The organism is Streptomyces sp. NPDC008079, assembly GCF_042957385.1.
Lineage (GTDB): Bacteria > Actinomycetota > Actinomycetes > Streptomycetales > Streptomycetaceae > Actinacidiphila.
Map to the genome: position 1 here is coordinate 292,747 of NZ_JBIBIC010000004.1, position 25,587 is coordinate 318,333.

26 protein-coding genes are annotated in these 25,587 nt (G+C 70.9%); 10 read left to right on the forward strand and 16 right to left on the reverse strand.

Annotation, left to right across the window (positions count from 1 at the left end; all coding sequences use genetic code 11):
• Positions 1-132 precede the first annotated feature (132 nt).
• From ACFZAM_RS12750 to ACFZAM_RS12760, 3 genes are all read right to left on the reverse strand, one after another.
• The gene (locus ACFZAM_RS12750) at positions 133-522 is read right to left on the reverse strand and encodes a PPOX class F420-dependent oxidoreductase (protein ID WP_391045309.1); all 390 of its coding nucleotides are present in this window, start codon (positions 520-522) and stop codon (positions 133-135) included.
• A gap of 270 nt (positions 523-792) precedes the next feature.
• A complete protein-coding gene (locus tag ACFZAM_RS12755; RefSeq protein WP_391045312.1) occupies positions 793-1,518 on the reverse strand; it encodes a dienelactone hydrolase family protein in 726 nt (241 codons plus the stop codon).
• Between the two features lie 357 nt (positions 1,519-1,875).
• On the reverse strand, positions 1,876-3,081 hold the full coding sequence (locus ACFZAM_RS12760) for a S8 family serine peptidase (RefSeq protein ID WP_391045315.1): 1,206 nt from the start codon (positions 3,079-3,081) through the stop codon (positions 1,876-1,878).
• A 317-nt stretch (positions 3,082-3,398) separates the two neighbouring features.
• Here ACFZAM_RS12760 and ACFZAM_RS12765 point away from each other — a divergent pair, with 317 nt between their 5' ends.
• Together ACFZAM_RS12765 and ACFZAM_RS12770 are read left to right on the forward strand one after the other, a co-directional pair.
• Entirely contained in the window at positions 3,399-3,701 is a 303-nt protein-coding gene (locus tag ACFZAM_RS12765; RefSeq protein ID WP_391045317.1) for a metalloregulator ArsR/SmtB family transcription factor, read from the forward strand.
• A complete protein-coding gene (locus ACFZAM_RS12770; RefSeq protein WP_355345517.1) occupies positions 3,698-4,090 on the forward strand; it encodes a VOC family protein in 393 nt (130 codons plus the stop codon). Before ACFZAM_RS12765 ends, ACFZAM_RS12770 begins: the two co-directional genes overlap by 4 nt.
• A gap of 21 nt (positions 4,091-4,111) precedes the next feature.
• On the opposite strand, the gene ACFZAM_RS12775 is transcribed toward ACFZAM_RS12770, so the two are convergent.
• From ACFZAM_RS12775 to ACFZAM_RS12795, 5 genes are all read right to left on the reverse strand, one after another.
• A complete protein-coding gene (locus tag ACFZAM_RS12775; RefSeq protein WP_391045320.1) occupies positions 4,112-6,043 on the reverse strand; it encodes a hypothetical protein in 1,932 nt (643 codons plus the stop codon).
• Positions 6,040-6,987, reverse strand: a complete 948-nt coding sequence (locus ACFZAM_RS12780) for a protein phosphatase 2C domain-containing protein (protein WP_391045323.1) — start codon at positions 6,985-6,987, stop codon at positions 6,040-6,042. The genes ACFZAM_RS12775 and ACFZAM_RS12780 overlap by 4 nt, the downstream gene beginning before the upstream one ends.
• 2 nt (positions 6,988-6,989) lie before the next feature.
• Complete coding sequence (locus ACFZAM_RS12785) at positions 6,990-7,667, reverse strand: VWA domain-containing protein (RefSeq protein WP_355345526.1); 678 nt, start codon at positions 7,665-7,667, stop codon at positions 6,990-6,992.
• Between the two features lie 102 nt (positions 7,668-7,769).
• Positions 7,770-9,482, reverse strand: coding sequence for a DNA/RNA non-specific endonuclease (locus ACFZAM_RS12790; RefSeq protein ID WP_391045325.1), 1,713 nt, complete (start codon positions 9,480-9,482; stop codon positions 7,770-7,772).
• A complete protein-coding gene (locus tag ACFZAM_RS12795) occupies positions 9,479-10,114 on the reverse strand; it encodes a sensor domain-containing protein (RefSeq protein ID WP_391045328.1) in 636 nt (211 codons plus the stop codon). Before ACFZAM_RS12795 ends, ACFZAM_RS12790 begins: the two co-directional genes overlap by 4 nt.
• A 547-nt stretch (positions 10,115-10,661) precedes the next feature.
• Here ACFZAM_RS12795 and ACFZAM_RS12800 point away from each other — a divergent pair.
• Positions 10,662-11,432: a serine/threonine protein kinase gene (locus tag ACFZAM_RS12800; protein ID WP_391045331.1), complete on the forward strand. Its 771-nt coding sequence runs from the start codon at positions 10,662-10,664 to the stop codon at positions 11,430-11,432.
• Between the two features lie 252 nt (positions 11,433-11,684).
• Positions 11,685-13,328: a protein kinase gene (locus tag ACFZAM_RS12805; RefSeq protein WP_391045334.1), complete on the forward strand. Its 1,644-nt coding sequence runs from the start codon at positions 11,685-11,687 to the stop codon at positions 13,326-13,328.
• A 33-nt stretch (positions 13,329-13,361) separates the two neighbouring features.
• Here the strand turns inward: ACFZAM_RS12805 and ACFZAM_RS12810 are convergent, their stop codons facing one another.
• The 6 genes from ACFZAM_RS12810 to ACFZAM_RS12835 form a co-directional block, all read right to left on the reverse strand.
• Positions 13,362-13,817, reverse strand: coding sequence for a carboxypeptidase-like regulatory domain-containing protein (locus ACFZAM_RS12810; protein ID WP_391045336.1), 456 nt, complete (start codon positions 13,815-13,817; stop codon positions 13,362-13,364).
• Between the two features lie 47 nt (positions 13,818-13,864).
• Complete coding sequence (locus tag ACFZAM_RS12815) at positions 13,865-14,164, reverse strand: hypothetical protein (RefSeq protein WP_355345544.1); 300 nt, start codon at positions 14,162-14,164, stop codon at positions 13,865-13,867.
• A 147-nt stretch (positions 14,165-14,311) separates the two neighbouring features.
• Positions 14,312-15,385 carry an HTTM domain-containing protein gene (locus ACFZAM_RS12820; protein WP_391045339.1) on the reverse strand — a complete coding sequence of 358 codons (1,074 nt, stop codon included), beginning with the start codon at positions 15,383-15,385 and terminating at the stop codon, positions 14,312-14,314.
• Complete coding sequence (locus tag ACFZAM_RS12825) at positions 15,375-15,965, reverse strand: DUF5819 family protein (RefSeq protein ID WP_355345550.1); 591 nt, start codon at positions 15,963-15,965, stop codon at positions 15,375-15,377. Before ACFZAM_RS12825 ends, ACFZAM_RS12820 begins: the two co-directional genes overlap by 11 nt.
• 246 nt (positions 15,966-16,211) lie before the next feature.
• Positions 16,212-17,462: an ice-binding family protein gene (locus ACFZAM_RS12830; protein WP_391045341.1), complete on the reverse strand. Its 1,251-nt coding sequence runs from the start codon at positions 17,460-17,462 to the stop codon at positions 16,212-16,214.
• A 343-nt stretch (positions 17,463-17,805) separates the two neighbouring features.
• Entirely contained in the window at positions 17,806-19,185 is a 1,380-nt protein-coding gene (locus tag ACFZAM_RS12835) for a peptide ligase PGM1-related protein (protein WP_391045344.1), read from the reverse strand.
• Positions 19,186-19,397: 212 nt separating this feature from the next.
• Between ACFZAM_RS12835 and ACFZAM_RS12840 the strand changes: the two genes are divergently transcribed.
• The 3 genes from ACFZAM_RS12840 to ACFZAM_RS12850 are packed head-to-tail and all read left to right on the forward strand — an operon-like array spanning position 19,398 to position 21,398.
• Entirely contained in the window at positions 19,398-20,039 is a 642-nt protein-coding gene (locus tag ACFZAM_RS12840) for a HemK2/MTQ2 family protein methyltransferase (protein ID WP_355345559.1), read from the forward strand.
• The gene (locus ACFZAM_RS12845; RefSeq protein WP_355345562.1) at positions 20,023-20,292 is read left to right on the forward strand and encodes a CDGSH iron-sulfur domain-containing protein; all 270 of its coding nucleotides are present in this window, start codon (positions 20,023-20,025) and stop codon (positions 20,290-20,292) included. The genes ACFZAM_RS12840 and ACFZAM_RS12845 overlap by 17 nt, the downstream gene beginning before the upstream one ends.
• Positions 20,292-21,398 carry an iron-containing redox enzyme family protein gene (locus ACFZAM_RS12850; protein ID WP_391045348.1) on the forward strand — a complete coding sequence of 369 codons (1,107 nt, stop codon included), beginning with the start codon at positions 20,292-20,294 and terminating at the stop codon, positions 21,396-21,398. Before ACFZAM_RS12845 ends, ACFZAM_RS12850 begins: the two co-directional genes overlap by 1 nt.
• Before the next feature lie 121 nt (positions 21,399-21,519).
• Here the strand turns inward: ACFZAM_RS12850 and ACFZAM_RS12855 are convergent, their stop codons facing one another.
• Entirely contained in the window at positions 21,520-21,975 is a 456-nt protein-coding gene (locus tag ACFZAM_RS12855; protein ID WP_391045351.1) for a hypothetical protein, read from the reverse strand.
• A 284-nt stretch (positions 21,976-22,259) separates the two neighbouring features.
• Here ACFZAM_RS12855 and ACFZAM_RS12860 point away from each other — a divergent pair, with 284 nt between their 5' ends.
• Positions 22,260-23,000: an alpha/beta hydrolase gene (locus ACFZAM_RS12860; protein ID WP_391045352.1), complete on the forward strand. Its 741-nt coding sequence runs from the start codon at positions 22,260-22,262 to the stop codon at positions 22,998-23,000.
• A gap of 179 nt (positions 23,001-23,179) precedes the next feature.
• On the forward strand, positions 23,180-24,079 hold the full coding sequence (locus ACFZAM_RS12865; RefSeq protein ID WP_391045353.1) for a GNAT family N-acetyltransferase: 900 nt from the start codon (positions 23,180-23,182) through the stop codon (positions 24,077-24,079).
• 36 nt (positions 24,080-24,115) lie between these two features.
• Here the strand turns inward: ACFZAM_RS12865 and ACFZAM_RS12870 are convergent, their stop codons facing one another.
• Positions 24,116-24,502, reverse strand: coding sequence for a DoxX family protein (locus ACFZAM_RS12870; protein WP_355345577.1), 387 nt, complete (start codon positions 24,500-24,502; stop codon positions 24,116-24,118).
• A gap of 541 nt (positions 24,503-25,043) precedes the next feature.
• On the opposite strand from ACFZAM_RS12870, the gene ACFZAM_RS12875 reads away from it, so the two are divergent.
• Positions 25,044-25,466, forward strand: coding sequence for a hypothetical protein (locus tag ACFZAM_RS12875; RefSeq protein ID WP_355345580.1), 423 nt, complete (start codon positions 25,044-25,046; stop codon positions 25,464-25,466).
• The last annotated feature ends 121 nt before the right edge of the window (positions 25,467-25,587 follow it).

The following is a 25,587-nucleotide window of genomic DNA, read 5'->3' on the forward strand; positions in this document are numbered from 1 at the left end:
TTCGGGTCCTCAGTATCCATGCGCCCCCACCGATCCCCACGCCGGATCGCGACACCACCCGGCCCCAACTCCTCCGCCGACCGCCTCGGCGACGTCGGGATCGCGTTGGCGGGCGGGGACGCTGCCGCGCGGTCAGGCGAGGGTGATCCGGATGCCGACGGTGCCGTCCAGGCCGCGGCGCAGGCGGCTGCCCAGCAGGGTGAGTCTTCCGGTCAACCCGTACTTGCGGGCCAGCAGACGGCGGTAGTGCTGGGTCTGCTCGCCGGTGAGGATGTCCGCCCGTCCTGGGACGGGCTCGCCCGAGGGGTTGCCGCGAATGTCGCAGGCGGACACCAGGACGTCGGCGCGGTTGCGGATCCTCTTGACCTTGCCGGAGTCGGCGACCGTCCAGATACCGAGGGCGTCACCGTCCCGGATCACCCACACCGGGGTCGGAACCTCTGTGCCGTCCCGACGGAAGGTAGTGACCCGGACGTACTTGCCCGATGCCAGCCGCTCAAGGTCCGTTTGACCATCTGTCATGGCGGAAGGGTACGTCACGGCTTGATGGACCCTCCCTCTGCGTGCCCGGCATGCGCTTGCCCAGAAGGCCAGGTCGTGGGTGCGAGAACGGAGTGGGGCGATCGTCGGCCGCGCGGTGGTGACATGCTGCCTCCGTCCAACGGCGGAGGGATCTCTTGGTGTCTTCGTAGCGAATCCGAGCTGCGATGATGCCCTGCAAACCGGAGCCGCCGGAGCCGGTGGCGATCTACCGGCCTGGTACGCGGCCCGGAAGGGCGGTTGCCGGCCGGATCACTCCGTTACGGGCAGGCACTCGGTGAGCAGGTCGATGACGTCGCGCCAGGCGCGTTGTGCGTGCTGTGGGTGGTGGCCGACGCCGGGGACCATGGGGTGGTCGACCGGCGGGTGGTGGAAGGCGTGGAGGGCGCCGCCGTAGACCACGAGGCGCCAGTCGACGCCCGCGGCCTGCATCTCGGCGGTGAACGCGTTGCGTTGCGCGGGAGGCATGATCGGGTCTTCCGACCCGACGCCCGCCCACACCGGGCAGCGGATGCGCGCTGCCTCGCCCGGCCGGCCGGTGGTCGTCGCGTTGACGGTGCCGATCGCGCGCAGGTGGGCGCCGTCGCGCCCGAGTTCCAGCCCGATGGCGCCGCCGGTGCCGTAGCCGATGGCGGCGATCCGGTCGGGGTCGGTGCGCGGTTCGGCGCGCAGCACGTCCAGCGCCGCGTGGCCGATCCCCCGCATCCGGTCCGGGTCGGCGAGCAGCGGCAGGCAACGGGCCAGCATCTCCTCGGGGTCCCCCAGATAGCGCCCGCCGTGCAGGTCGAAGGCCAGCGCTACGTATCCCAGCTCGGCGAGAGCATCCGCCCGACGGCGCTCGACGTCACTGAGCCCCATGCCCTCAGGCCCGACCAGCACCGCGGGCCGGCGGTCGGTACCGGCCGGGAGCGCGAGGTGCCCGACCATCGTCAAACCGTCAGCCGGGTACTCGACCGTACGCGTGGTAACCGTCGTCATACGACTGGACCGTAATGGCCGTCGAGCCCGGTCGGGCCGCTGTTCTCCGCCGGCGGAACAGAAACTTCCGCGCACACCTCGCGCCCGCCCGGCCCGAGTTCCCAAGTCATCGGCAGACCTGGCAGGTCCTGGTAGATGACGGACAAGCCGAGCGGGTCGTTTGGCGTCGCCCGGTGTCGGTGCGTCGAGCCGGACGGTGGCGGGGCTGCCGCAGCCGTGGGGGGGGGGCCGGGCGCCGGTGGCGGATGCCGCCAGTCCACCGGCCGTCGTATCCCGGTCGGCCACCACATGGGCGGGGGCACGGTTGACGGCCGGGTGGCGCGATCCGCCTGTCACGATGCCGACGGCTGGTCCGGGCTAGAGTCCGTCGGTGAACAGAAGTGCGTTGGGGGACGTCGGGTTGAGCTTGGTCAGGACGTTCCGGGTGGCCGTGGTCTCCAGGAATTCGGCGGTCTCGGCGGGGTTGGCCGCGGGGTGTTCCTGCTTGTAGAGGACGGCGACTCCGGTGGCGTGCGGTGCGGCCATCGAGGTGCCGTTCCGGGAGGCGGAGCCGCCGCCGAGTTTGGCTGAGAGGATGCCTTCTCCGGGGGCGTAGAGATTGACGCATGGGCCCCAGTTGGAGAACGTGCTCTGTTCGTCGGACCTGTTGCTCGCCGCGACCGTGACCACCCGCTGCGCGGAGGCCGGGGATTGCTCGCAGGCGTCCTTCGCGTCGTTGCCCGCCGCGAGGACCGGCAGGACGCCCGCGTCGGAGAGGGCGGTTGTGGCGGTGTTGAGCGCCGGGGACTTCTCGCCGCCGATGGAGGCGTTGAGGACGGCGGGCTGCACGGCGTGCTTGGCGACCCAGTCCAGGCCCGCGATCACCGCGGAGTCGTCGCCGTTGCCCCGGCAGTCCAGGACTCGGACACTGACCAGGCTCGCCTTGGTGGCGACGCCGTAGGTGTTGCCACCGACCGTGCCCGCGACGTGCGTGCCGTGGCCGTTGCAGTCGGCTCCGTCCCTGCCGTCTGCGACCGCGTCGAAGCCGAACGTGGCGCGCCCGCCGAACTCGGAGTGGCCGTAGTCGATGCCGGTGTCGAGGATGTAGGCGGTCACTCCGGCACCGTTGCCGGCGGTGATGAACTCCCCGTCGAGCGGCAGATCGCGCTGGTCGATCCGGTCCAGGCCCCAGGACGAGGCCGCCGGACCCTGGCGTACCGCCGGGGCGGACGCGGTCGCCGGGTCGGGAACAGCGACCTTCCCGTCCTCCTCCACCGCCTCCACTCCGAGGCTGCCGCGGACGAGCGTCAGCTGCTGGGGAGTGAGGCGGACAGCGAAGCCGTTGAGGACCGTGTTGTAGAAGAAGGCCGGCTTCAGACCCAGCTTCGCCGCCGTTCCGGCGGGGTCGATTCTCTTGTCGAGGGTGACGATGTACTCGCCCGGCACCCGGTCCGCCGCGTGTACCAGCGGTGCGGGCCCCGGGGCCGAAGCGGAGGCGGAAGCAGAGGGCGTACCGGCGACGAGAGGCCCACTGAGGGCGAGCGCGACGGCACCGGCGAGAGCGATCTTGCTACGAGTGTTCACTCGGCTCAGGTGATCACGCGGAAACGATCCCTCCCAAGGACACCTCCCGGCGATTCGCACGACTTGCTCCTGCGACTTCTGACCCGATACCTCGGGGTCAGCGCGCAGACGCTCGCTCCGCAGCCGGACCGCCCGGCGGGCTACCTTCGATGGCCGGAACAGCTCCGAGCGGATGTCTTGGCGAGGTTCAAACCCTCGGCCGGGTCCGTCGGCGAGGTTCACGCCGCCGTCGGGTCCGTGAGCACCGCCTGGTCATCGACGGTTCCGGCGTGCGCCTCGGCTTGATAGGCAAGTGGGGGCTTGCCTATCATGGGGGTGTGGCCGATGACCTGTTCAAAGCCTTGGCCGACCCCACCCGCCGGACGATCCTCGACGAGCTCGCAGAGAAGTCAGGACAGACACTGTTCGAGATCTGCTCGCGGCTGGCGATGAAGCATCGGCTCGGGCTCTCGCGTCAGGGCGTCTCGCAGCACCTCGCCGTGCTGGAGGCGGCCGGGCTCGTCGAGACCCGGCGGGAGGGGCGCTACAAGTTCCACGACCTGAACACCGACCCGCTGCGGCAGATCACCGAGCGCTGGCCTGTCCGCGGCACGTCCGAACCAAGGGAGAGCACCTCATGAGGATCCATCTGACCAGTGTGTTCGTCGACGACCAGGCCAAGGCCCTGGCCTTCTACACGGACGTCCTCGGCTTCGTGAAGAAGTACGACGTGCCGGTGGGCGAGAAGGACCGGTGGCTGACCGTCGTCTCACCCGACGAGCCCGGCGGGACCGAACTCCTCCTGGAGCCCGCCGGCCACCCGGCCGTCACGCCCTACCGCGACGCGCTCTTCGAGGATGGCATCCCGCTCGCCCAGTTCGCCGTCAGCGACGTGAAGGCGGAGTACGAGCGCCTGTCGGGCCTCGGCGTCCGTTTCACTCAGGAGCCCCTGGAAATGGGCCCCGTGACCACCGCCGTCTTCGACGACACCTGCGGCAACCTCATCCAGATCGCGACCCAGCCCCAGTAGCCGTCCGCCCCGCGTACCCGCCTACTTCGGTCTCCAGCACACGGTGTAGGCGAGGGCCGGGTACTCCGGGGGTTCCCAGGTGGTCCAGCCGTCGTGGCCGCAGAAGGCGCTGGCGTTGTATCGGCTGGTGCGGCCGGTGACCACGACGTTGGAGGAGGCGCAGGAGCCGACGTTGGTGAAGGTCGCGTGGCCGTCCGCGCCGGATTTCAGGAGGCATTCGCGCTGCGTCGCGTATCCGGCGTCGTCGGGGTAGTTCATGGACAGGCAGAGCAGTACGTCGAGTCCTGAGTCGCCCGCGACGCCGAAGCGCTTCCATTCGTTGTAGTGCGGCCAGGAGTCGCACTTCGCGTCGTCGGTGGTGCCTCGGTAGGTGGCCAGGACCTTGAAGTTGCCGGTCCGGCAGGTCTGGGTGCTCCAGGAGCCGCCGGAGTTGGCGCCGTAGACGCAGTCGCCCTGCCGCGCGTGGAAGGCGGTGCCGCCGGGGCTCTGATAACTCAGGCATAGCACACGGTTGTTGACCGTCGAGGACACGCTTTCGTCGTTGTCGGTGACGTCGTCGCAGCGGGACAGGTCGGTGGTGCCGTCGTAGACGCTCACGACCTTGAACGCCCCGTCGCCGCAGTCGGTCGCCATCAAGTCGGCCCGTTTGGTGGTCCCGTGGTCGTAGAAGCAGGATCCGACCTCGGCGGCGGCGATGTCGTCGGGGGGCGGGGACGCCGATGTGGTCACGGGATCGGAGTCCGTGAGGCCGGGATCCGTGGGGCCGGGATCGCTGTCCGTGGTGTCCGTGGGGTCGGGGACGGTGAACGTCGGGTCGGTGATGGCGGGGTAGGGCGCGGTCGCGGAGGTCGACCCGACCGGGGCGGCCGTATCGGAGTCGGCGTGATGGGAGTGTGTGACGCCGAGACCGATCAGTGCGACGAGTACGACGGCGGCCACGCTCGCGGCGACGAGCGCTCCGGTTCTGGTTGTGGTGGTGGTCGTGGTCGGTGCCCCGCCGGGAACGGCCGCCGCGGGCACCGGACGGCCCGGCTGGTGCGGGGTCGGCCGACCGGGCGCGGAAGCCGGGGCCGTCGACGCCGTCCTGACGGCGGCTGCCAGGTTCTCCGCCCACAGGGCGGGAGCCGGACGACGCCTCGGGTCGGGATCGAGGCTGTTCCGGGCGAGGTCGGCGAGTGCCGGGCTGACGGAGGTCAGCACGGCGGGGTCGGCGGCGGTCTGGTCGCGGGCGATGAGACGTACGGCGAGCAGGGCGAGTTTGTAGACGTCGCCGGCCCCCGTCGCCTTCTCCTCGCCGTCGGGGACCTGCCAGTCGGGGGTCTCGGCCTGCGGGAGGACGCTGGTGCCGCGAAGGCGCATGGCGTCGGCGTCGATCAGGAAGCACTCGGGGTGCGGTGCCTTCGTGAACAGCAGGTTCTTCGGTGACAGGTCTCCTACGGTGATGCCGAGGCGGTGCAGTCGGCTGAGGGTTGTGGCGAGGTCGCCCAGGAGGGCGAGACGGTCCCTGTCGCTGATGGTCAGGCCGATACCGGCCACGTAGGCGTCGTCGTTGAGGAGGTACTCCACGGTGGCGAGCCGTCGGGCTCCGGTCGCCCCGTTGAGGCTCTGGAACGCGAATCGGAAGCGGTCGGGAACGGCCCGCATGAGGAACCCGCAGGTGTGCCCGTGGCGTTGGACCACGGCCGCGGGCCAGGCGGTCCTCTCGCACAGCCACTTCCCGTCCGCCGCGCTCAACTCGCCGATCAGGTCGGCTCTCGCGGCGAGCGCGTCGGCGCGCAGGGCGGGCAGTACGGCGGGGCCGTACTCCTTGTAGACCACGTCCCAGCCGCCGCCCGCCGCCTCGTTGATCCTCCGGTTGGTGACCTCGTGGACCGTGCCCTGGCCGCCCTGGCCCAACTGGGCGCCCAGAGCGAGCCTGTGGTGATCGACCGCGGGGGTTCGCGGGGCGTTCACCCCTGTCCCCCGGGCGCCGTGGGCCAGACTGTCAGCAGGGTCCGGTCGTCGTCGAAGGTCTCCCGGGAGAAGTCCAGCAGGTGCGCGAGCCACAGGGGCGGCGGCGGGTTCGTCAGGTGCCGGACGAAGAGCGAGCCGACCTGGCCGTCACCGTCGCCGAGCGGGTCGGCGAAACCGTCGGTCGCGATCACCAGCGCCTCGCTCGGCGACAGGCGTCTGCTGGTCCGTTCCAGCGGGTCGGGCACATGGGGCAGGGGGGTCACCGTGCCGGACACCAGGAGGGTGTCCGTTCCCGTCTTGGTGGGGAAGAGCGGCAGGTACTGTCCGCGCGAGCGGTCCAGGGCCCACGCTCCGGAGTCCCCGATGCGGCACAGCTCGACCAGCGGGCCTTCGGGGCGGGGGCGGACCACCCCGGCTATGAGCGTCGTCGCGTACAGATCGGCCACCTCGCTGAATTGCGGGTTCCGTCCGCCGAGCCGCCAACGGGCCAGTTCGCACAGCCGGTCGGCCGCGTGGCAGGCCACGTCCCGCAGGTCGACGGGGCCTGCCGCCCCGTCGAGAAGATGGAGCGTGCGCTCAACTGCCGCCCGGCAGGCCGCGATCGCGCCTTGCTCGGAGTCGGACGCGCTGGAGACGCCGTCGGCGACCGCGAAGACGACGCTGCCGGTGGCGGCGTGCACGGCCGCGCGGGCGGCGTCCTGTCGCGGTTGCCGGTAGTAGCGGTGCTTGGCGCCCCGAACCGAGGCGTACCGCATGGCCAGTTCGCCCGTCGACCAGCCGTCACATTCGGTGTCGGGGAAGTCGAAGTCGTACTGGCCGGGAGGCAACGCCTCGAATTCCGGCCCCGGCGTGCCGACCGTGATCCGCTGCCAGGGCGGCGTCGACCGCGCCGGAGCCGATACGTCCGGTGTCCCGGCGGACAGGAGTCCGCCGTTGGGGTTCACGCTCACACCTCGTCGATCGCCATGGTGAACTGATCGGGACGGTTCACGACGAGTTGCGGATTCGCCGAGTTCAGCGCGTACCCGGAGGCGACCAGGCTGGCGGTCAGCGAGTGGAAGAACTCGGAGATGGCCTGGCCGAGGTCGGTCCCGGCCTTCGCGACGAAGGCGAACTCGGGACGGGTCGCCACTTCGAGCATGGTGTCGGCCCGGGCGTCACCGATGCCGCAGGCGATGATGTTCGGCGCCGCGGGGGTCCGGGCCCTGTCGGTCAGCTCGGCGTGCGGGCCGCGCCAGGACCTGCCGTCGGTGGGCTGCCCGTCGCTCAGCAGGAACACCACGGGGCGGTGCACCTTGTATCCCTCACCGCGCAGCCACTGCACATCGGCGGGAATCCGGTCCAGCAGATCCTCGAACACGGCCTTGTAACTGGTGAGTCCACGAATCTGCACCTTCGGCAGGGTGCTCTCGGTGCGCATGTCGGCCACGGCCAGCCGCACTTGCACGTCGTCGGAGAACCCCAGCACCGCCAGCCGCAGCTTCGCCGCGACCATCGGCTCCGCGCGAAGTCCCTCGCACAACGACACCAGCCCGTTGGAGAGTTCCTCCAGGTACGGACTCATCGAACCCGACTCGTCCGCCAGCACATACGCGGGCAGCAGCACGCCCCTCGTCTCGGACATCTTCGTTCCTCTCCCTGCGTGACGGTGTTTCCCGCGTGATAGGTGGCTCTTGCGGAGCCCGGCGTTCTCTGCCGGTCGCGTGCGACGGTCGGTCCCGTAGGGTCACGATCCGTTGTGGCAGCGGCTTCCGGCGCCCGTGGGGTTGTTCTCGATGACGCATTCCTCTTCGACGTCGCCCTGGGTGTGGTAGCTGATTGACGTCGGCACGGCGGAATTCGGGTCGCCGTATTCCGGATACGCCTCCACGTACACATGGCCGCCCGCCTTGACGGCCTTCACGACCGGCCGTTCCGCGTACGTGTACATCCATTGGTTGGCTTCTTGGTACAGCGGAACGAAATTGCGGGTGTCGGTGTTCGACCCGCCCATGGCGAATCCGATGAGGTGTCCGCGCGCCCGGTTGCTCGCGGGCAGGGTACGGAGACCCGGCAGCGCGAATCCAAGCTTGATCTGCCGGTCGCCGGTGTAGTTCTGCACGTCGAGCTGCCCGTAGGCCCCGGTGGCCACGCATTCTCCGGCCTGCTTGTGGCGGGGCAGATAGACGATGCTGCTCCCGGTGAATCCCGCGCCTGTGCCGCAAGGGTCGTTGACGCGGTCGTCCGCGGGAACGGTAATGGTCCTGTCGATGACGACCGGCCCGCCGTCGACCGTCGCGGTGGCCTGTCCCCCGTGTGCGAGGACGTTGTCGAAGGCGCTCCGTGCCCGGTCGGCGTCCGTGTCGGGGGCTGCGTCACCGTGCCGGATACCGACGGCGGCGTAGTGTCCGTCCGCTTCGGGCACGACGGCGTCGTAGGTGACCGAGGGCGCCAACCGCGCCGCGTCCGCCGCCGATACGTTCGAGAGCGCGGTCGGCGAGAGGCGTACCACGACGGGCTGGAACCTCACGGGCACATGCGTCACCACCGCGTAGCGACCGAGGGACGCGACCTCGTCGGCACGTGAGGCGGAATCGCCGCCGGGCGCCCGGATCGCCTGGCCGGTGAGGTCCAGGGGCTCGGTCGCGTCCGCGCCCTGAGCCATGGTCGCGGCCTGCGGCGGCGGGGCGTCGAGCAGTGCCTGGAGCGCGGTCACCATTTGCAGGAGCAGGTGCCGATGCTCCTTCTCCAACTCATTCCGGTCGGACCTCCAGGTCCGGGTCCGCGCGTTGTGCTGAGTCATGTCCGCGGCCAACCGGGTCTTCTCGGCGCCGAGTTGGGCCTTCTCGGTGTCGAGCTGCCGCTGCTCGCCCCTGATCGACACCGTCTCCTGGCTCAATGCGACGCCCTCGGCGTCGAGTTGCTCCTTCTGGGCCTCGGCTGCGGCGTAAGCGGACTGCTGTTCGGGGAGGACGAAGTCGTGCGGGGTGGCGTTGTAGGCCGCTACGCGTGCGTTGTAGGCGTCCATCTTGCTGTTGTGGGCCGCCTTCCTGGCCGCGCAGGCGGCGTCCTTGGAGTTGTAGGCGGCGCCCCGCGAGTTGTACGAGGCCGTGGCCCTGGCCAGGGTCCGCTTCTCGGCGGTCAGCTTCGTCTCGCGCTGCTGGAGCGCCGTGACCTCGTTGTTGTAGATGACGGTCTTGAGGGTGAGGCCGGCGGAGATCCCGCCGGTGGCGGGGAGCGGCGCGGGGACCTCGGTGCTGACCGCGGCGGGCGCTGTACGGGTGATCCCAGCGGGTGCCGTACGAGGGGCCGTCGCGGTGGCGGCGGCTGCGGGGCCCGCGCCGAGGACCGGGATGGCGACGGGGACGAGCAGTGCGGTCAGGACCGGCCCCAGGGCACGACGTTCGCCGCTCCGGCGGGACCGGGAAGGAAAGCCGGGCCTCCCGCCCTTGACGTTCACTCGCCCACCCCGGCAGCGATGCGCTCGGTGAGCGTCTGGACGGTCGGCCGCCCGTCGCCCGCCTCACAGATCCCCACCTGCACGAGCGACGTGCCCTTGAGCTGGGCCCGGCGGTAGCACGCCCAGCCGTTGCCGCCGTCCTGGACGGCGGTCCAGGCGACGCCGTTCACTGTGGTGTCATCGACCCGGTAGGTCCATGGGGAGGTACGGCCGTCCTGGTCGGTGCGGACGGCCGACGGGCAGGAGCCGATCCCTGCGGTCAGCGTCCGAAGGACGGCGCTTGCCTTCTCGCTGTCGGAATAGACGCCGACGGCCTGGGTCACCGTGTAGTCGCCGAGTCCTCCGGCGTCCTGGTAGGTGGCGGACAGGAAGGCGGTCCAGTCCTTGCCGAAGACCGCCTGGGTGGTCGGCCCGACCGCGACGCGGCACCTCGACGGATCGGCGGCCAGGGCGGGAGCCGGCTCGCCCGATCGCGGACCGGAAGTGAGGGTCATCCCCGTCAGGCGGCTCGCCTCGTCGGGAGTGAGGAGCGCGGCGTGCACCGTGCCCGCGACCAAGTGCAGCGGTACGGGGGCGGGTTGACTGGGCCAGAACCACCAGCCGACGCCTGCCAGCAGGAGGCAGGGCAACATGGCGAGGAGTACCGGCCGCCAGCGGCGTAACGTCAATCTGTTGGGCCTGGTGGCGGCCGGAGCTTGGGCAGGAGCCGGGACCGGCCCTTGTGCCGAGGTCGAGGTGGCCGAAGTACCGGCGGACGGGCGCGGCGTGGCCGGGCGGCCAGGTCGCGACGGCGCCCTGGGTGCGGGTGTCCTGACAGGCGCGGGCCGCCCCATCGGTGGCGGTGTGGCCCGAGGAGTCTGCTGCCAGGTGGGGAGTCCCGCCTCACCCGAACCGCCACGCGCCCCGGCGGCGGGGTTCGTTCGCGCTTGCCACGTGCTCTTGTCGGTCGACGCGGTCGGACCGGGTGCGTCTTGCTCAGGCACAGTCACTCCCTCCATGCGGTTGCCGGACGCACCGACTCTGCTGCCGCACGTGGCCGTACGTAACCTGAGGGCTCTCAGGGTCCTCACAACTTCCCCACCGGCCTCGTCCGTCCCGTGCGCGGGCCGTTGCTAAACTCCTGGCCCTGCGGGGACGGGCAGCGGGCGGATGACGCGGATGACACGAGGCGCACACGGCATGGAAACTGTCATCGTTCAACTCCCGGACGCACCAGGGCAGGAGGCCGAGCGGCCCGGTCGGCCCCGGCAACTCGCCCTCGGCCCTGGGCAGGTGGCCGCGTTCGGACGCGGCACCGAGGAACAGCCCGTCGACATCCCCCTCCTCGGCGAGGGTGTCTCCCGCTACGCGGGCGAACTCACCGCGAGCGACGACCACTGGCGGCTGACGAACTTCAGCGCCCGTACGACGTACGTCGTGGAGAATCTGGAAGGCGGCGGCGAGTACGTGAAGGTCGCCCCGCGCCGGCTGGGCGCGCCCATCCCGTTCGAACTCTCCCGCGTGGTGCTGCCGTTGACCGATGGCTTCACCCGGTTCACCGTCTTCGCCCCGCGTCATGCCTTCCTCGACCCCGGACCGGAGGCCCCCACCGGCCACGCGGCCGGGCTCACCCTCTTGCCCTTCGCACTCGACCCGACGGCCAAGTACTTCCTGGTGCTGCTCGCCCTGTGCGAGCCCCGGCTGCGCGACCCGTCCAGCCTTGCCATCCCCACGGTCGGCGAGGTCGTCACCCGGCTGCGTCCTCTCCCCGACTGCGGTGACCTGACCGCGTCCGCCGTCAATTTCCACATCGACTACCTGGCGGGCTCCAAGCTCAAGGTGCGCGAGCGCACCGGCACGCAGGACAGCCCACGCCTCGGCTGGAAGCGCGAGGCCCTCGTCTCGCTCGCCCTCCGCTTCGACCTGATCCAGGAGAAGGACCTCCAGATCTTCTGGAATCCGCGCGCGTGAGCGCCGGTCGCCGCGCGCGTGAGCGCCGGTCGCCGCGCGCGTGAGCGCCGGTCGCCGCGCGCGTGAGCGCCGGTCGCCGCGCGCGTGAGCGCCGGGCCCCCGCCGTCGGACGCGCACGCCTTCCGCAGCGAGCTGATGCGATGTCACATCGCTTGGGCGCCAGGGGCTTTCCCTTCATTCACTCCTGCCGCTTCTGGCAGACTGTGCGCTCCGGCTGACAGCCGGTGACCGGGGGAATTCTGGAGGACGGGCGTGTGGGATCGGGGCACCCTGCTCGGCGGGCGCTACACGTTGGCGGAGCGGATCGGCGGGGGCGCCATGGGCGATGTCTGGCGGGCCGACGACGGAGTCCTCGAACGCCGGGTCGCGGTAAAGGTCCTGCGCCCGGAGCTGTTCGGCGACGCCAGGTTCGCCAAGCGGTTCCGGCGCGAGGCCCTGATCCTCGCCGCACTGGACCACTCCGGCATCGTCGACGTCCACGACTACGGTGAGAACGCCTTCGGCGACGGTACGCGGGTGGCCTACATCGTCATGGAACTCGTCCAGGGCCGACCGCTCGACGAGCTTCTCAACGAGGGCGGGCCCCTGCCGCCGGAGCAGGCGCTCACCACCGCCGCCGAAGCGCTCGACGCGCTGCACGCCGCACACCGGCAGCAGATCGTGCACCGCGACATCAAGCCGTCCAACCTGCTGATCTGCGACGACGGCCGGGTGAAGGTCACCGACTTCGGCATCGCCAGCGACCTCGCCACCTCCAAGATCACACCCGATCACGCCATCGTCGGCACCGCCCTCTACATCGCGCCCGAGCAGGTCGAGGGCCACGACGTCAGCGCGGCCTGTGACCTCTACTCGATGGGCGTCGTCTGCTACAAGATGCTCACCGGGAAACTGCCCTTCGACGGCGACCGGCCCATCGAGATCATGCTCAAACATGTGCAGCAGCCGGCGCCGGCCCTGCCCGCCGACTTCCCTCCCGCCGTGCGCGACTTCGTCGCCACCGCCCTCGCCAAGAAGCCCGAGGAGCGCTTTCCCGACGCCGCGGCGATGGCAGAGGCGGCCCGCGCCGCGGCCTCCGCGGGCGCGAGCGGCGCGGTGACCGGCGAAGCCGTCGTCTCCCTCGCGTCCGGAGGGCCGGCCGGGGCCGTGATCGCCCCCCGGCAGGAGCGGCTGGCGCGTGGGCGTCGCCGCGTCCTCGTACCCGCGCTCGTCTTCTGCCTCGTCGCGGTGGTCGCCGGAAGTCTCCTGCTCCTGCGCCCCTCGCTCTTCCGTGCCGACACGGGCACTTCCGGTCGAGGCGCTCCCGCGTCCACGTCCGGCTCGGCGTCCGCATCAGCCTCCCCGTCAGCGTCAGGGGCCGCGCCCAGTTCGCACGGTCCCGGCGCGTCGCCTTCGGGTTCCGCTTCGCGTACGGCCTCGGCGTCACCTTCCGCCGCGACGAGCGGCAGCGCGGGCGCGGCGGGCCTGCCGCCCTCGTCCCCGTCCGCGCCGTCGGGAAGCCCTTCCGCCACCCGCCAAAGCGACACGTCCGCCACCAACGAACCGGGCACGTACCCGATCGACGGCGTGAGCATGAGCGACGACCCCGCCGCGATCAAGGGCTCCGGCGCCTCCGCCGGTCCCGCCGGTGGCTGCACCGCCTGGCTCGACGACGCGGGCGCCGGCAAGCTCTACGGCATGCTGAACACCAGCTACTTCGAGACCTGCCACGCCGAGTTGATCCGCGACGACGGGCTGACCGTCGGCCTCGCCGCCTCCACCGGCGCCGAACGCACCGGCACCGTCTCGGACATCAACCACAGCACCCGCATTTGCGTCTGGCAACAGGGCGCAAGCGCCGACAAACAGTGCTCCGCCACGATCATCATCCACAACGGCGCCCCCACGCTCCGCTGACCGCCGTCCACCTCAGCGCACAGCCTCAGCTGATCACGAGACGGGCGGAAGGTGCTGTGAAGCCGGGCGATGCAACGGCGGACGGACCGTGACATCCACATGCACCACCTGCCCCGCTTCGACCGTGACCTCGTGTGATTCGCCCGTCCACTCGCGCCTCGCCTCCGCAATGCCGTGGGTACGGATTACGTAAATACCAGGCAGAAGGCTCAAGGAGTAGCGTCCAAGATGATTCGTGATCATCGCGATGCTCCGCACCTCGACCGACGAAATCGCTTTCGGCTCCATGACAAAATCGGGGAGCACCGAACCATCGGCCAGGCGAACGACCCCCTTCACCAGCCCTCGAACCGGCTTTACCGCACCGTGCGAAAAGGTGGCCACTTCTTCCCCCGCTCGACCGAACCACAACAGCGATCGTGAATCAGACGACCGCCGGCATGCGCAGTGCGGGCGGCGGGCGATCTGCTCGTCATGTTCCGGGATCATTGTGGCGATGTCGCGCTCGCGCAGCCACGCCCGGTTCAGCCTAATGGTCAGACGGGATCGGTGAACGAGATCGGTTTGCCGGTGGCTTGGGCGTAGGCGATCTCCCGGGTCGTGGACTCGCCGACGTAGCCGCCGGGGTTGACGATCAGAACGCGGTCGGCCAGGTCGATCTTGCGCAGGTGGAGGGCGTCCAGTGCGGTCTTCTGCTCGGTGGTGATCGGCGCGTCCGCCTCGCCCGGCGCGACGACGATCGCACCGGCGAAGGTCAGGTCACGGTTCGCCGCGCGCATCTCGGCCACGAACCGGGTGGAGCCGCAGATGCAGACAATCTCGGGCCGGTCGGCCACGGCTGAGTCCTTCGGGTCGAACGGGAAACCGTCGGAGCCGACAGTTTACGCGGCGAGACGGACACCACGCGGTCGGCGGGAGGCGGCGTGCTCGACGTCGTGAGGTCCGGGGGCGCCCGGCTCACCGGCTTCCGCTGGCGACACAGCCTAGAGCGCGGGTTGGGCGGGGATGGGGGGCGCGTCGGTGGGGTCCGGTGGCGCGGGGGTGGGGTGGCGGAATCGGCGGAGGTGGGCGGAGAGGGAGAGGTAGAGGCGGTCGGGGAGGAAGGCGGTGTCGGCGATGATCATCGCCGCGGAGAAGAGCGGAAGGCCGAGGAAGAGGGCGATGCCGGTGTGCATGCCGATCAGGACGACGAGGACGGGGTACTTGAGGCGGCCGAACAGGACGAAGGGGAAGGCGACTTGGACGAGGACGGTCACGTAACCGGCGATGACGAGCACCGTCGGAAAGCTGTCGGCGAGATGGGACAGCGCGGGCCAGGGCTGGAAGAGGGGGAGGTTGAGTACGTCGTGCAGGGCGGTGCCGTTGCCCCAGGAGGCGCCCTGGACCTTGTAGAGGCCGGCGGATCCGTAGAGGAAGCAGACCTGGGCCGCGATGACGAACATGCCGCAGTTGTGCAGCACCGTGGTCAACGTGCGCCGGACGTAACGGAGTTGCACGAAGGCGAGCGCGTCCGGGCGGGCGGGGCGAAGCCGAGTGCGGCGTGCGTCCAGGGACCAGCGGCGTCCGCAGGCGGTGAACATCAGGTAGACGGACATCAGCAGGGTGAGGTTGTCGCCGCCGTCCGTCATGAAGAGCGCCCTGGCGTGGAATGAGGCGACGACGACGGCGAAGAGCACGGAGACCGCCCGCGTCCGCCAACCCAGCGCGAAGAGCGCGCAGATGATCACGGCGAAGGCGTAACAGGTCTCGAAGTAGACCTTGTTGTCGGACAGCGTCAGGACGCTGGCCCAGCCGCTCTGGGCGAAGAGCTGCCGGGAGAGGTCGGGAGTCCACGGCGAGCCGGGTCCCCAGATCTCGTCGCGATGCGAGAACTCCCGGAGCAGGAAGACGAGGTAGAGCAGTCCGTATCCGATCCGCAGCACGGCCGCCGCGTACAGGGACACCGGTCGCTCCGTGAGCAGGGCGTACGCCCGGCCGGTCCTATTCGGGGTGGGCCGCGGCACGTCGGGCGCCGGCCGCACCGCGTCGTCGGTGGACGTCACCTGGTCAGTGGTCATTCGAGGGCACCTTCCACCAGGGCAGCAAACGGGTGTCGGCGGCCGTGGCCGCGGTGGCGACCGGACGCGCGTGCTGGACGGCGACGGGCACGGTGACCACTCGGAGTTGGACGGACTGGACGGGACCGTCGCCGACGGGTCGGCGGGCCCCCACGCGCTGCACCGCGATGTTGCGCAGGTACCGCTGGGTCATGACCGCGCGGTCCGAGTGGGGCTCGTCGTCGCTCCCGTGCGTGTCGACGTAGGAGGACCAGGCCCGGCGCAACATGTTCTGGTGGGTGTGGCTGGGGAACGGGTCGTGCTCGACCGCCGCCGTGTCGGCTGCGGTCAGGTCGACCCACGCGGTGACGTGCATGGTCCCGTCGGGGCCGGTGCTCGCGACACGGGCGTAGACCGTCCGGTCCACCGACTCGGGATCCGGCGCGAACAACTGCCAATTCTGCTCGAAGACCGGGTAGATCCAGGCGTTGATCTGGCGGCCGAACCGCTGCGAGATCGGATTGGCCGGTGCCACGTGCAGGAACACCATGGCCACATGGGTCAACGCCGTGGCCACGATCAGCGCGATTGCGATCCCCATGCCCGCTCTCAGCGGGACGGGCAGTCGGTGTTGTCCGGAGAACTCCGGTGATTCGTCCGGCAATTCCCGCACGTGCGTGTCGGAATCGACCCGCACCGCTGTCCCTGCTGCCCGCATCTGCGCCTGCCCTCTACTTTCCGCTGCTGCCTTTTGTGCGGCCCGGTGCCGCGGCGCGCGGCGGATTCGGTGTCAATTCCGCCGCGCACCGCTTGGTCGCTCACCGAGCGGGGTCGTGCTCCGGGCGCGTCAGCGCTGGTGACCCGCCTGGGAAGCGGGTTGTGCGCCGTAGCCCTGGTTGTCGGACCAACCGCCGGGCTTGCCCGGCTTCTTCTTCGGCGGGCAGTGCTTCACGGGCTTCTTGGGCGGGCAGTGCTTCACCGGCTTCTTCGGCTTGCAGTGCTTGCCCGGGTAGTGACCCGTGCCGCCGGTCGAACCGCCGGTGGTGGCCCCGCCGGTCGTCGTACCACCCGTCGTGGTGCCGCCGGTCGTGGTGCCGCCCGTGGTCCCGCCAGTGGTCGTGCCACCGGTCGTCGTCCCACCGGTCGTGGTGCCACCGGTCGTCGTCCCACCCGTGGTCGTCCCGGCCGTCGTCCCACCCGTGGTCGTCCCGCCCGTGGTGGTTCCCGCCGTCGTACCGCCCGTGGTCGTGCCGCCGGTGGTCGTGCCACCCGTCGTCGTGCCACCGGTCGTGGTCCCGCCGGTGGTCGTGCCACCGGTCGTCGTACCGCCCGTGGTGGTGCCACCGGTCGTCGTGCCCGTGCCGCACGCCGGCCGCGTGATGCGGTTGGTGTCCAGCGTCACCGAGCCGTTACGGGCCAGGGCGCGGCCGTCGATGCTCGCGCCCGTGGTCACGTTGATCGAGGTCAGGGCGAGGATGTTGCCCACGAAGGTGGAGTTGGTGCCGATCGTGGCCGAACTGCCGATCTCCCAGAAGACGTTGCACGGCGAGGCGCCGTTGACCAGGAGAACGCGGCTCGCGGACGCGGTGGTCAGGCCGGAGCCCACCTGGAACACCCACACGGCGTTGGGATCGCCCTGGGCGTCGAGGGTCAGCGTGCCGGTGAGACCGAGCGTGGACGAGGAGGTGTAGACGCCGGGGACCAGGGACAAACCCCCGGCGTCCGGGGGCAGCGCCGAGTCCGTGGCCTGTCCTGCGGCGTCGTTGAACGCGGTGACCAGGTCGGACTTCGCCTGGAGGGCGACCGCGTCCGCCGAGTGCTGGGCCCCGTTGACCAGGCCGGGCGGGAACCCGGTGATGGCGGTGCCGGGGCTCACCCCGAGGTCTCCGGTGATCACCGAAGGACCCGTGTTGGTGACCGTCTGACCGGCCAGTACGGCGAAACTGTCCGCCGTTCCCAGCGGGACGGCCGTGGCGGTGGCATCCGCCTGGGTCGACACCGCGGCGACGAGAGACGCGGCGATCAGCGGCGCGACCACCGCCGCGACCCACGTGGGAATGGTGCGACCTTTCGGCGCGGGCAGGATCTGTGACGTCATAGAGGCGTGACTCCTGACAGGAACGGCAGCGAAGCCCGAAAGGCGGGTTCTGAGGACGGCCGACTCCGTGCCAGGCACACTAAAGAAAGAGATGCGGAAGCGATGCACGCATACGAGTGAAGGATTGATTTATCAACCGGCATGGTCGAATATCGCAGAATCGCGAGGCCGGAAAAACGTTCCCGCTATTGCACGTCACGCCGGAATGCGCCGCGAGGAAATCATCGCCATGAGCGGCCGATCAAGAGCGCGGGTGCCCGCCGCTCGCGCTCAGGCGGACCGATCCGGCCCATCCGCGGTCGCCCGAAACGGAGTTCGGCCCCGCGCGGACGCGCTCCGGGGTTCAGTCCTGGAGCGCGGACGGCAGGGACGCCGCCAACTCGTCCAGCCTCCGCGCGGAGCGCGCCAGGATCGCGTACCGCCAACTCACGCCGTCCGCAGGGGTGTCGGCGTAGAGGACGACCCCGTCGCCGCGTTCGGGGTCGTAGTCCAGCGCGCGGTCACGGAGGCGGTCGAGTGCGGCGGTGAAGGAGTACGGACCGGACGCGCGGACCGTGCCCGTCGTCCAGGTGACGGGGGTGCCGCGGGCGAGGCGGACGACCAGGTCGTACGGGGTGGTCGTCGCGGTGCGGCGGACGTTGGACTCGGTGGCGTACAGGGTGCCGTCGGTGGCCACGAGGGCGTCGATGTCGTAGGGGCCGCGGTAGCCGTGCGCGATCAGGTGGCGGCCGAAGGCCATGCCCCAGTCGCGCAGTTCGTCGCACACCGTCGGGTGCACGATGCCGCGCAGCGGAGCCCGGTAGCCGGTGAAGGAGCCGTCCTCGGTGCGCATGGCACCGTCGAAGAGCGGTCGCGGTCCCCCCGCCGCGGCCACGAACTGGGCGCTGATCGAGACGGTGTGGGGGACGTACTCCTCCACGGTCCAGCGGCTGTCCGACCCGAATCCTTCTGACGCGAAACGGTCCGGCCCGAAACCGTCCGGCCCGAAACCGTCGACACCACGTCTGTCCACGCCCAAGCCGTCCGAGCCCAGACCGTCCGGCCCGACGACACCACGTCCGTCCACACCCAAGCCGTCCGCCGCGACCAGCGGATCCTCGGCGCCGACGAACCGCAGCCCGTGCCCGCCCGCCGACCGGTCGGGTTTCACGACACCGCGCCCGGAAACGGCCGCGCGGAGCACCGCGCGTACGGTCTCGCGCAGGTCGGGGCCCGAGCAGGTGCGCCCGTACGGCACGCGCATCCCGGTCCGCTCGGCCACGGCGCGGAAACCGGCCTTGGTGTTGCACAGCTCCGTGACCGCCAGCGCTTCGGCGCCGACCGCCGGCCCGCCGCGACCGCAGGGGGACACCGGCACTCCCAGCGCGGCGGCGAGCGCGAACGTCGAGGCGTCCAGGGCGATGGGCAGCAGCCGGGTGCCGGGGCGGGCCGCCGCGAGCGCGCGCAGCTCGTCGGTCAGGCCGGGCGTGTCGGCCACGGAGTCGGCCATCGCGACACCGGGTCGGTCACGGACGGTGACGATCCGTACGGAGTCCCTCGGGACGCCGGTCAGGGCGCACGCGTACTGCGCGAACGGCTCGGACAGCGGGACCGGGGTCAGCAGTACGTCACCGGGCCGGGTCAGCCAGATCTTCCGCGGGGCCTGCTCGGCCCACCGGGCGACCACGGCGTGTTCCCGCAGGTCGACAGCGAGTGCGGAGGCGAAGTTGGCAAGAACGATCAATGATGGAGTGCCACTGTCCTTCGGCGCCATAGAGGGTGTGTGCCCGCGATCGCGGCGGGAAACCCGGTTCCGGAATTTCCGGAACCGTCCGAATCCCTATCGGGTCGCCGTCCGTCGATTGGTACCCCGCATCCGGGGCAGTCGGCCCTGGACCACACAAATAGGTGACTCAAAGTCATCGCATCATGCGTCGGAGGTGGACCGTGCTGTGTATGCCAGGTGTCTATCAACCCCAGCAGGACACCCACCTCCTGATGCGGGCCATGTGCCGCGAGGCCGTGGCGCCCGGGATGCACGTGCTGGATCTGTGCACCGGCAGCGGCGCGCTGGCCATCTGCGCCGCGCGGCTGGGCGCCCGGGTGACCGCCGTGGACATCGCGTGGCAGGCCGTGCTCTCGGCCCGCGCGAACGCCCTCAGGGCCGGGCGGCGGGTACGGGTGCTGCACGGCGACCTCGCGGGGCAGCGGGGACGGCACGACCGCCCGTACGACCTGGTGGTCAGCAATCCGCCCTACGTCCCCTCCCCCGCGGCCGAGCCGCCGGTACGGGGCGCGGCCCGCTCCTGGGACGCGGGGCACGACGGGCGGGCGGTCGTGGACCGGATCTGCGCGACCGCGCCGCGCGTCCTGGCGCCGCACGGCGTCCTGCTGATGGTGCACTCGGCGCTGTGCGGGGTCGAGGCGACGCTGGCTTCCCTGGCGGAGGCCGGGCTGCGCGCGGCGGTGACCGACCGGGAGCTGATCCCCTTCGGGCCCGTACTGCGCGGACGAACGGCGTGGCTGCGGCAGGCGGGACTGATCGACGGGGAGCAGGACAAGGAGGAACTGGTGGTGATCCGTGCCGAACACGCCTGAGCGCCCGCGCCGCGTCCTGGTCGAACGGGACGGGCCCGTCCTGGTCGAGGGGCCGGTGACCGTCGTCGGCGACGACGGTGTCGCCGTGACCTCGCACCGCTTCATGGTCGCGGTGTGCACCTGCCGCCGCAGCCGGACGCACCCGTGGTGCGACACCAGCCACCGCCGCCGGTCCAAGGGCGGCGGGGACGGAGAGCCGCCGGCGTGCGGCGCGCAGCGGACGGCTCCGGCCGGGCCGGAGGGAGAGTCCTGATGACGACCGCGAACCCAACCGCCGCGTACCCGACCGCGAACCCGCCGACCCCGAACCCGACCTCCTACCGCGAGTCGCGTGCCACCACTCCCCCGCTTCCGACGCCCCGCGGGCCGCTGTCGGCCGCCGTGGTGGCGTCGCTGCGCGACGGCGCGGGAGAGCTGCCCGGCGCCGGTCCCGTGGCCGCCGCCGATCCGTACGGCGACGACCTGCAACTCGCCCTGTATTCGCTGTACGAATTGCACTACCAGGGCTTCGCGGGTGTGGCCGACGACCGTGAGTGGGACGTGGAGCTGCTGCGGACACGCGGCTTCCTGGAGGACCGTTTCCTGCGCCAGGTGCGCGCGGACGCGCCGACCCGCCCGCACGCGGCCGACTCCGTCGCCGCCCTGCTGGTCGAACCGGTGGGAGACGACGGCACCGGTGTCAGTCATTACCTCCAGCCCGAGGGCCATCTCGAGCACTTGCGGGAGTACGCGGCCCTGCGGTCCCTGTACCACCTCAAGGAGGCCGATCCCCACGCCTGGGTGATCCCGCGCCTCCACGGCCGGGCGAAGGCGGCGATGGTCGCCGTCGAATTCGACGAGTTCGGCGGCGGGCACGCGGAGGACATCCACGCGCGGCTCTTCGCCGACCTGATGACGGACCTCGGCCTGGACACCGCGTACGGCCGCTACCTGGACGCGGCGCCCGCCGAGGCGCTGGCGGTGGTCAACCTGATGTCGCTCTTCGGCCTGCACCGCGCGCTCCGCGGCGCGCTCGTCGGGCACTTCGCCGCCGTCGAGATCACCTCGTCGCCGGGTTCCCGGCGGCTGGCGCGGGCGATGCGCGCCAACGGCGCGGGCCCTGCCGCGGAGCGCTTCTACGACGAGCACGTCGAAGCGGACGCCGTCCACGAACAGGTCGTACGCCACGAGGTGATCGCTCCTCTGCTGGCCGCGGAGCCGCAGTTGGACGCCGACGTGGTCCTCGGCATCGAGGCGACCGGGCTGCTGGAGGACCGTCTCGGCGCGGCGCTGCTCGACGCCTGGCGGAACGGACGCAGCGCGCTGCGCACGCCGTTGGAGCCGCTACGGGACCGGCCGTCGCCGCGCACCGGAGGCTGACGGTTCCCCTGCCCGACGCGGGTCCGAGGAATTGACCCACCGGCCCGGTCCGGTGGCGGCGCCATGGGCTTGGGGGCGCGCCGCCGGGCCGGTGGCCTCTTCCGGGCGGGCGGGATACGGGTCAGGCCGGACGCGGGGGCCGGGCCGTGTGGTCGGGGTGGCCGTGCGTGCGGCGCGCCTCCTTCATCTCGGCCTCGTGGATGTGGCGCGCGCCGCCCGCCAGGTCGGTGCGGATCTGCTCCTCCATGCGCCGGAAGGGTTCGACGTACGTGTCGTCGTACGCCTCGACCATCTGGAAGGTCCAGTAGCCCGGCAGGACGTTGCGGCCGACGATCTCGCGTTCGAGCCGCTCCGCGTGTTCCGCGTGGCCCGCGGCCTTGAGGTGCTCGACCGCCTCGCCGAGTCGCAGGTCGGCTCCCCCGGTGAGCTGGTGGAAGTCGTACAGCCGCCCGCGCGCCCGCTCCACCGTCTCGAGGGCTTCGGAGAGGATGCCGAGCGCCTCCACCGAGGCGTCGCTCAGCCCTGCGGGACGTCGGGCCGGTGCCGCGGGGCCGCGCTCTTGTTCATGGTTGGTCATGTGCAAGACCTTCCCCGGCCGGCCGTGTCCATCACGGCGATCGGAGCGCCCGGCGCGACCGGCCCGCGGCGGGAGGCCGGGGGCGGCCGACGGCCACGGCGTCGCGGGATAAACCCGTTGGCGAAGCGTGCCCGGCCCTTGCTACCCTCCCCGAGGCCGTGCGAGAGAACGAGGAGGTGGTACCCGTGAACGCAGTATCCACATGGGTGCTCCCCTCTGGGGCCACGGTCGGGCGATAGGTCGTCCGGGAGCGCCGTCAACGAGCACTCCCGAAAGGCACGACCATGCGATTCACTTCTGAGCAGCGCCTCGACGAAGGCGTCCTCGAACGCGAATTCACCCTCGGTGAGATCCCCGGCATTTTGTGGACGCCCGATGCGGCGTCCGCGGCGGCACCGGCGCCGCTGATTCTGCTCGGCCACCCTCCCCTCGGGCTGCGCAAGATGTACCCACGGCTGCTGGGCCGGGCCCGGGGCTGCGCGGCGGAGGGTTTCGCCACGGCCACCATCGAACTCCCCGGAAGCGGCGAGCGGCCTCGCCTGCCCGCCCTCGACGAGGCCCGCGCCGACCTGCGCCGGGCGATGGAGACCGGCGAGCCGGTCGGCGACGAGATCGTCCACGCCCTGGTCCTCCCCCTGGTGGAGGCGGCCGTCCCGGAATGGCGGGCCGCCCTGGACGCCCTTCTCGCACTGCCCGAGGTCGACGGCCCGGTCGGGTACTCGGGAGGGGTGATCTCCGTCGGCGTCCGGCTGGCGGTGGTCGAGCCTCGCGTCTCGGCCGCCGTTCTGTTCGCCGGGAGCCTCGTGCCCCGCGCCATCTTCGAGGAGGCCAGGCAGGTCACCATTCCCCTGCACGTCCTCCTTCTGTGGGACGACGAAGGCAACGACCGGCAGGCGTCCCTGGATCTCTTCGACACCTTCGGCTCCAAGGAGAAGTCCCTCCACGCCCACCTCGGCGGACACGCCGGAGTCCCGGAGTCCGCGGGTGCCGCCGCGGCCCAGTTCTTCACCCGCCACCTGAAGTAGCGGCGCGCCGTCAGACCGGTCCCGGACGGTAGCCCGCTCCGACCGGGACGGCCCCGCAGGAGCGCCGCCACCGGCTCGGCGGCGCTCCTCCACACACGGTCCTACGACCGGAGGCACCGGGGAGCGACGTGGATCGGTCACCTCTGGTCCGACGGGACTTCCCTGACTAGAGTCAGAGAATGGACGCACGAGAGATCGCCCAGGTGCGGCGGTTCAACCGCACCGTTACCGAGCGCGTGGGCGTGCTCCACGACCGTTATCTGGGCCGGGACCGGCCGATCGGTGAGGCCCGGCTCCTGTGGGAGATCGGCGAACGGGGCCAGGACGTACGCCGGTTGCGCGAACGGCTCGGTCTCGACTCGGGATACGTCAGCCGTCTGCTGCGCTCCCTGGAGACGGACGGGCTGGTGACGGTGGAGCCGCTGCCCCGCGACAGACGGGTGCGCACGGTCCGGCTCACCGACGCCGGTCGCGCCGAGCGCGCGGTGCTCGACGGTCGCAGTGACGAACTGGCGGGCTCCCTGCTGGAGCCGCTCAACGCCGTCCAGCGCTCCCGGCTGGTCGCCGCCATGGCCGAGGTCGACCGGCTGCTGACCGCCGCGACGGTCACGCTGGACGTCGTCGACCCGGACCACCCCGACGCCGAGCACTGCATGCGGTCCTACTTCGCCGAGTTGCGCGAACGCTTCGACGCCGGTTTCGATCCCGCGCGCAGTCTCCTGCCCGACGCCGGTGAACTCCGTTCGCCGCACGGCCTCTTCCTGGTCGCCCGGCTGCACGGTGAGCCGGTCGGCTGCGCCGGTCTGAAGCTGCCGCCGGGGGCCCCGGCCGAGATCAAGCGCATGTGGGTCGCGCCGCGGGCCCGCAGACTCGGCCTCGGCCGCCGCTTCCTGGCCGAACTGGAACTGCGGGCCGCCCGCGACGGCCGGGACCTGCTGCGCCTTGACACCAACAAGGCGCTGAACGCCGCGATCAGCCTGTACCACTCCTGCGGTTTCGAGGAGGTCGCGGCCTTCAACGACGAGCCGTACGCCCACCACTGGTTCGAGAAGCGGATCACCACACCGCCGTCGGGATGAATCCCCACCGCCACGATGGCCGCGGCCACTGCGGCCTCACCCGGTGAAGGGGTGGGGGCCGAGGCGGCCCCAGGTGATGAACAGGGCCAGGCAGAGATAGAAGAGGTTGAGGAGGACGAAGGGGGCTTCGGCCGGGCGGCGGGCGTGGGTGGTCATCGCGCCGACCATCAGGAGGCACCAGCAGATCGCGGTGACGGGGACGAAGAAGGGGGCGACGTCGAGAGCGGCGGGAAGGATGAGGCCGAAAGCGGCGAGGAGTTCGAGGACGCCGAGGGATTTGACGAAGGTGACACTGGCGTCACCGGTCCAGCCGCCGCCGTGAGTGGCGGTCAGTTTGTCCTTGGGAATGAAGGCTTTGGAAACACCGCCGGTCAGTGCCACCGCGGCCAGCAGCCCGGTGACGATCCACAGCGCGAGGTTCATCGTCCGCTCCTTGATCGGGAATTGCCTGTGTCCCCTAGGACGAGACAGCCGCCGCGCCCTGTGACACGCCAGCGGAAACGGCGCAGGACGAAGGCGGGAACAGGCGTGGGGCGAGGGCAGGACCGGGGGCGGCACGACGGCAGGACTGGCACGGGACCGGGCGCGGCCAAATACGCTGAATTTGCGCATGCTTGAACCTTGTGCGGGCCGCTTTCACCCCTTTTACCCTCCCCACAGAACCCGTGGGACCGAGAAGTGAACTCCCGCCACTGGCGTCCCCACACGTAACAAAGCGACCAATTGAACCCATGTGATGCAGGTCGGTCCAACCTGCTTACGGGGTGGGGTGACGTACCGCTATTCTCAGCCCCCCAGTGTTCGTAGAACGACGTCAGCAGGGAGACAAGTCACCATGTCGCACGATGTACCGCCGCCGGGCCCACCGACTCAGCCGCCGAGCGCGAGCGGCCCGTCCGGGGGTTCTTTCGACCCGGCTTCGGTCAACCGACTCGACTGGGCAATTCTCGGTATCGGGTTCATTGTGTTGATCTTCTCGTTCTTCGACTACTACTCCTGGGATTTCGGGAGCGGTTACGGCATCAACCTCGGCAGCGTGAGTTGGAGTGCCTGGCACTTCAGCCACGGGCTGTTCATAGCCTGGTTCGCGATGGTCATCACGGTGCTCAGCGCCGCGGTGCTCGCGGTCAGCCTCTTCGTGCCCACCGTCACGCTGCCCGCGCCCGACCGCATGCTGACCTTCGTCGGCTTCGCGGTGGGCTTCGTCCTGTACCTGATCGCGATCTTCGCGCACTCCGACTTCGGCCCGGCCGGTGGCCACGGCTTCAGCTTCTGGGTGAGCCTGATCCTCGCCGGTGTCGGCGCGGTCCTCGCTCTCATGCGGGCCCAGCAGACGAACACCGCACTGCCCGGCAAGCTCAACAGCCTCCCGCGCGTCGGCCGGTAGTCAGGCAGTCCGCAGCACCACACGCGGCACCGGCCGGACCGCCGCCCCACCCTCAGTACGGTGGAGGCGGCGGTCGGGCTCGCGGCTCTCGCGCACCGACGCGTGCGCGCCGCGCATCACA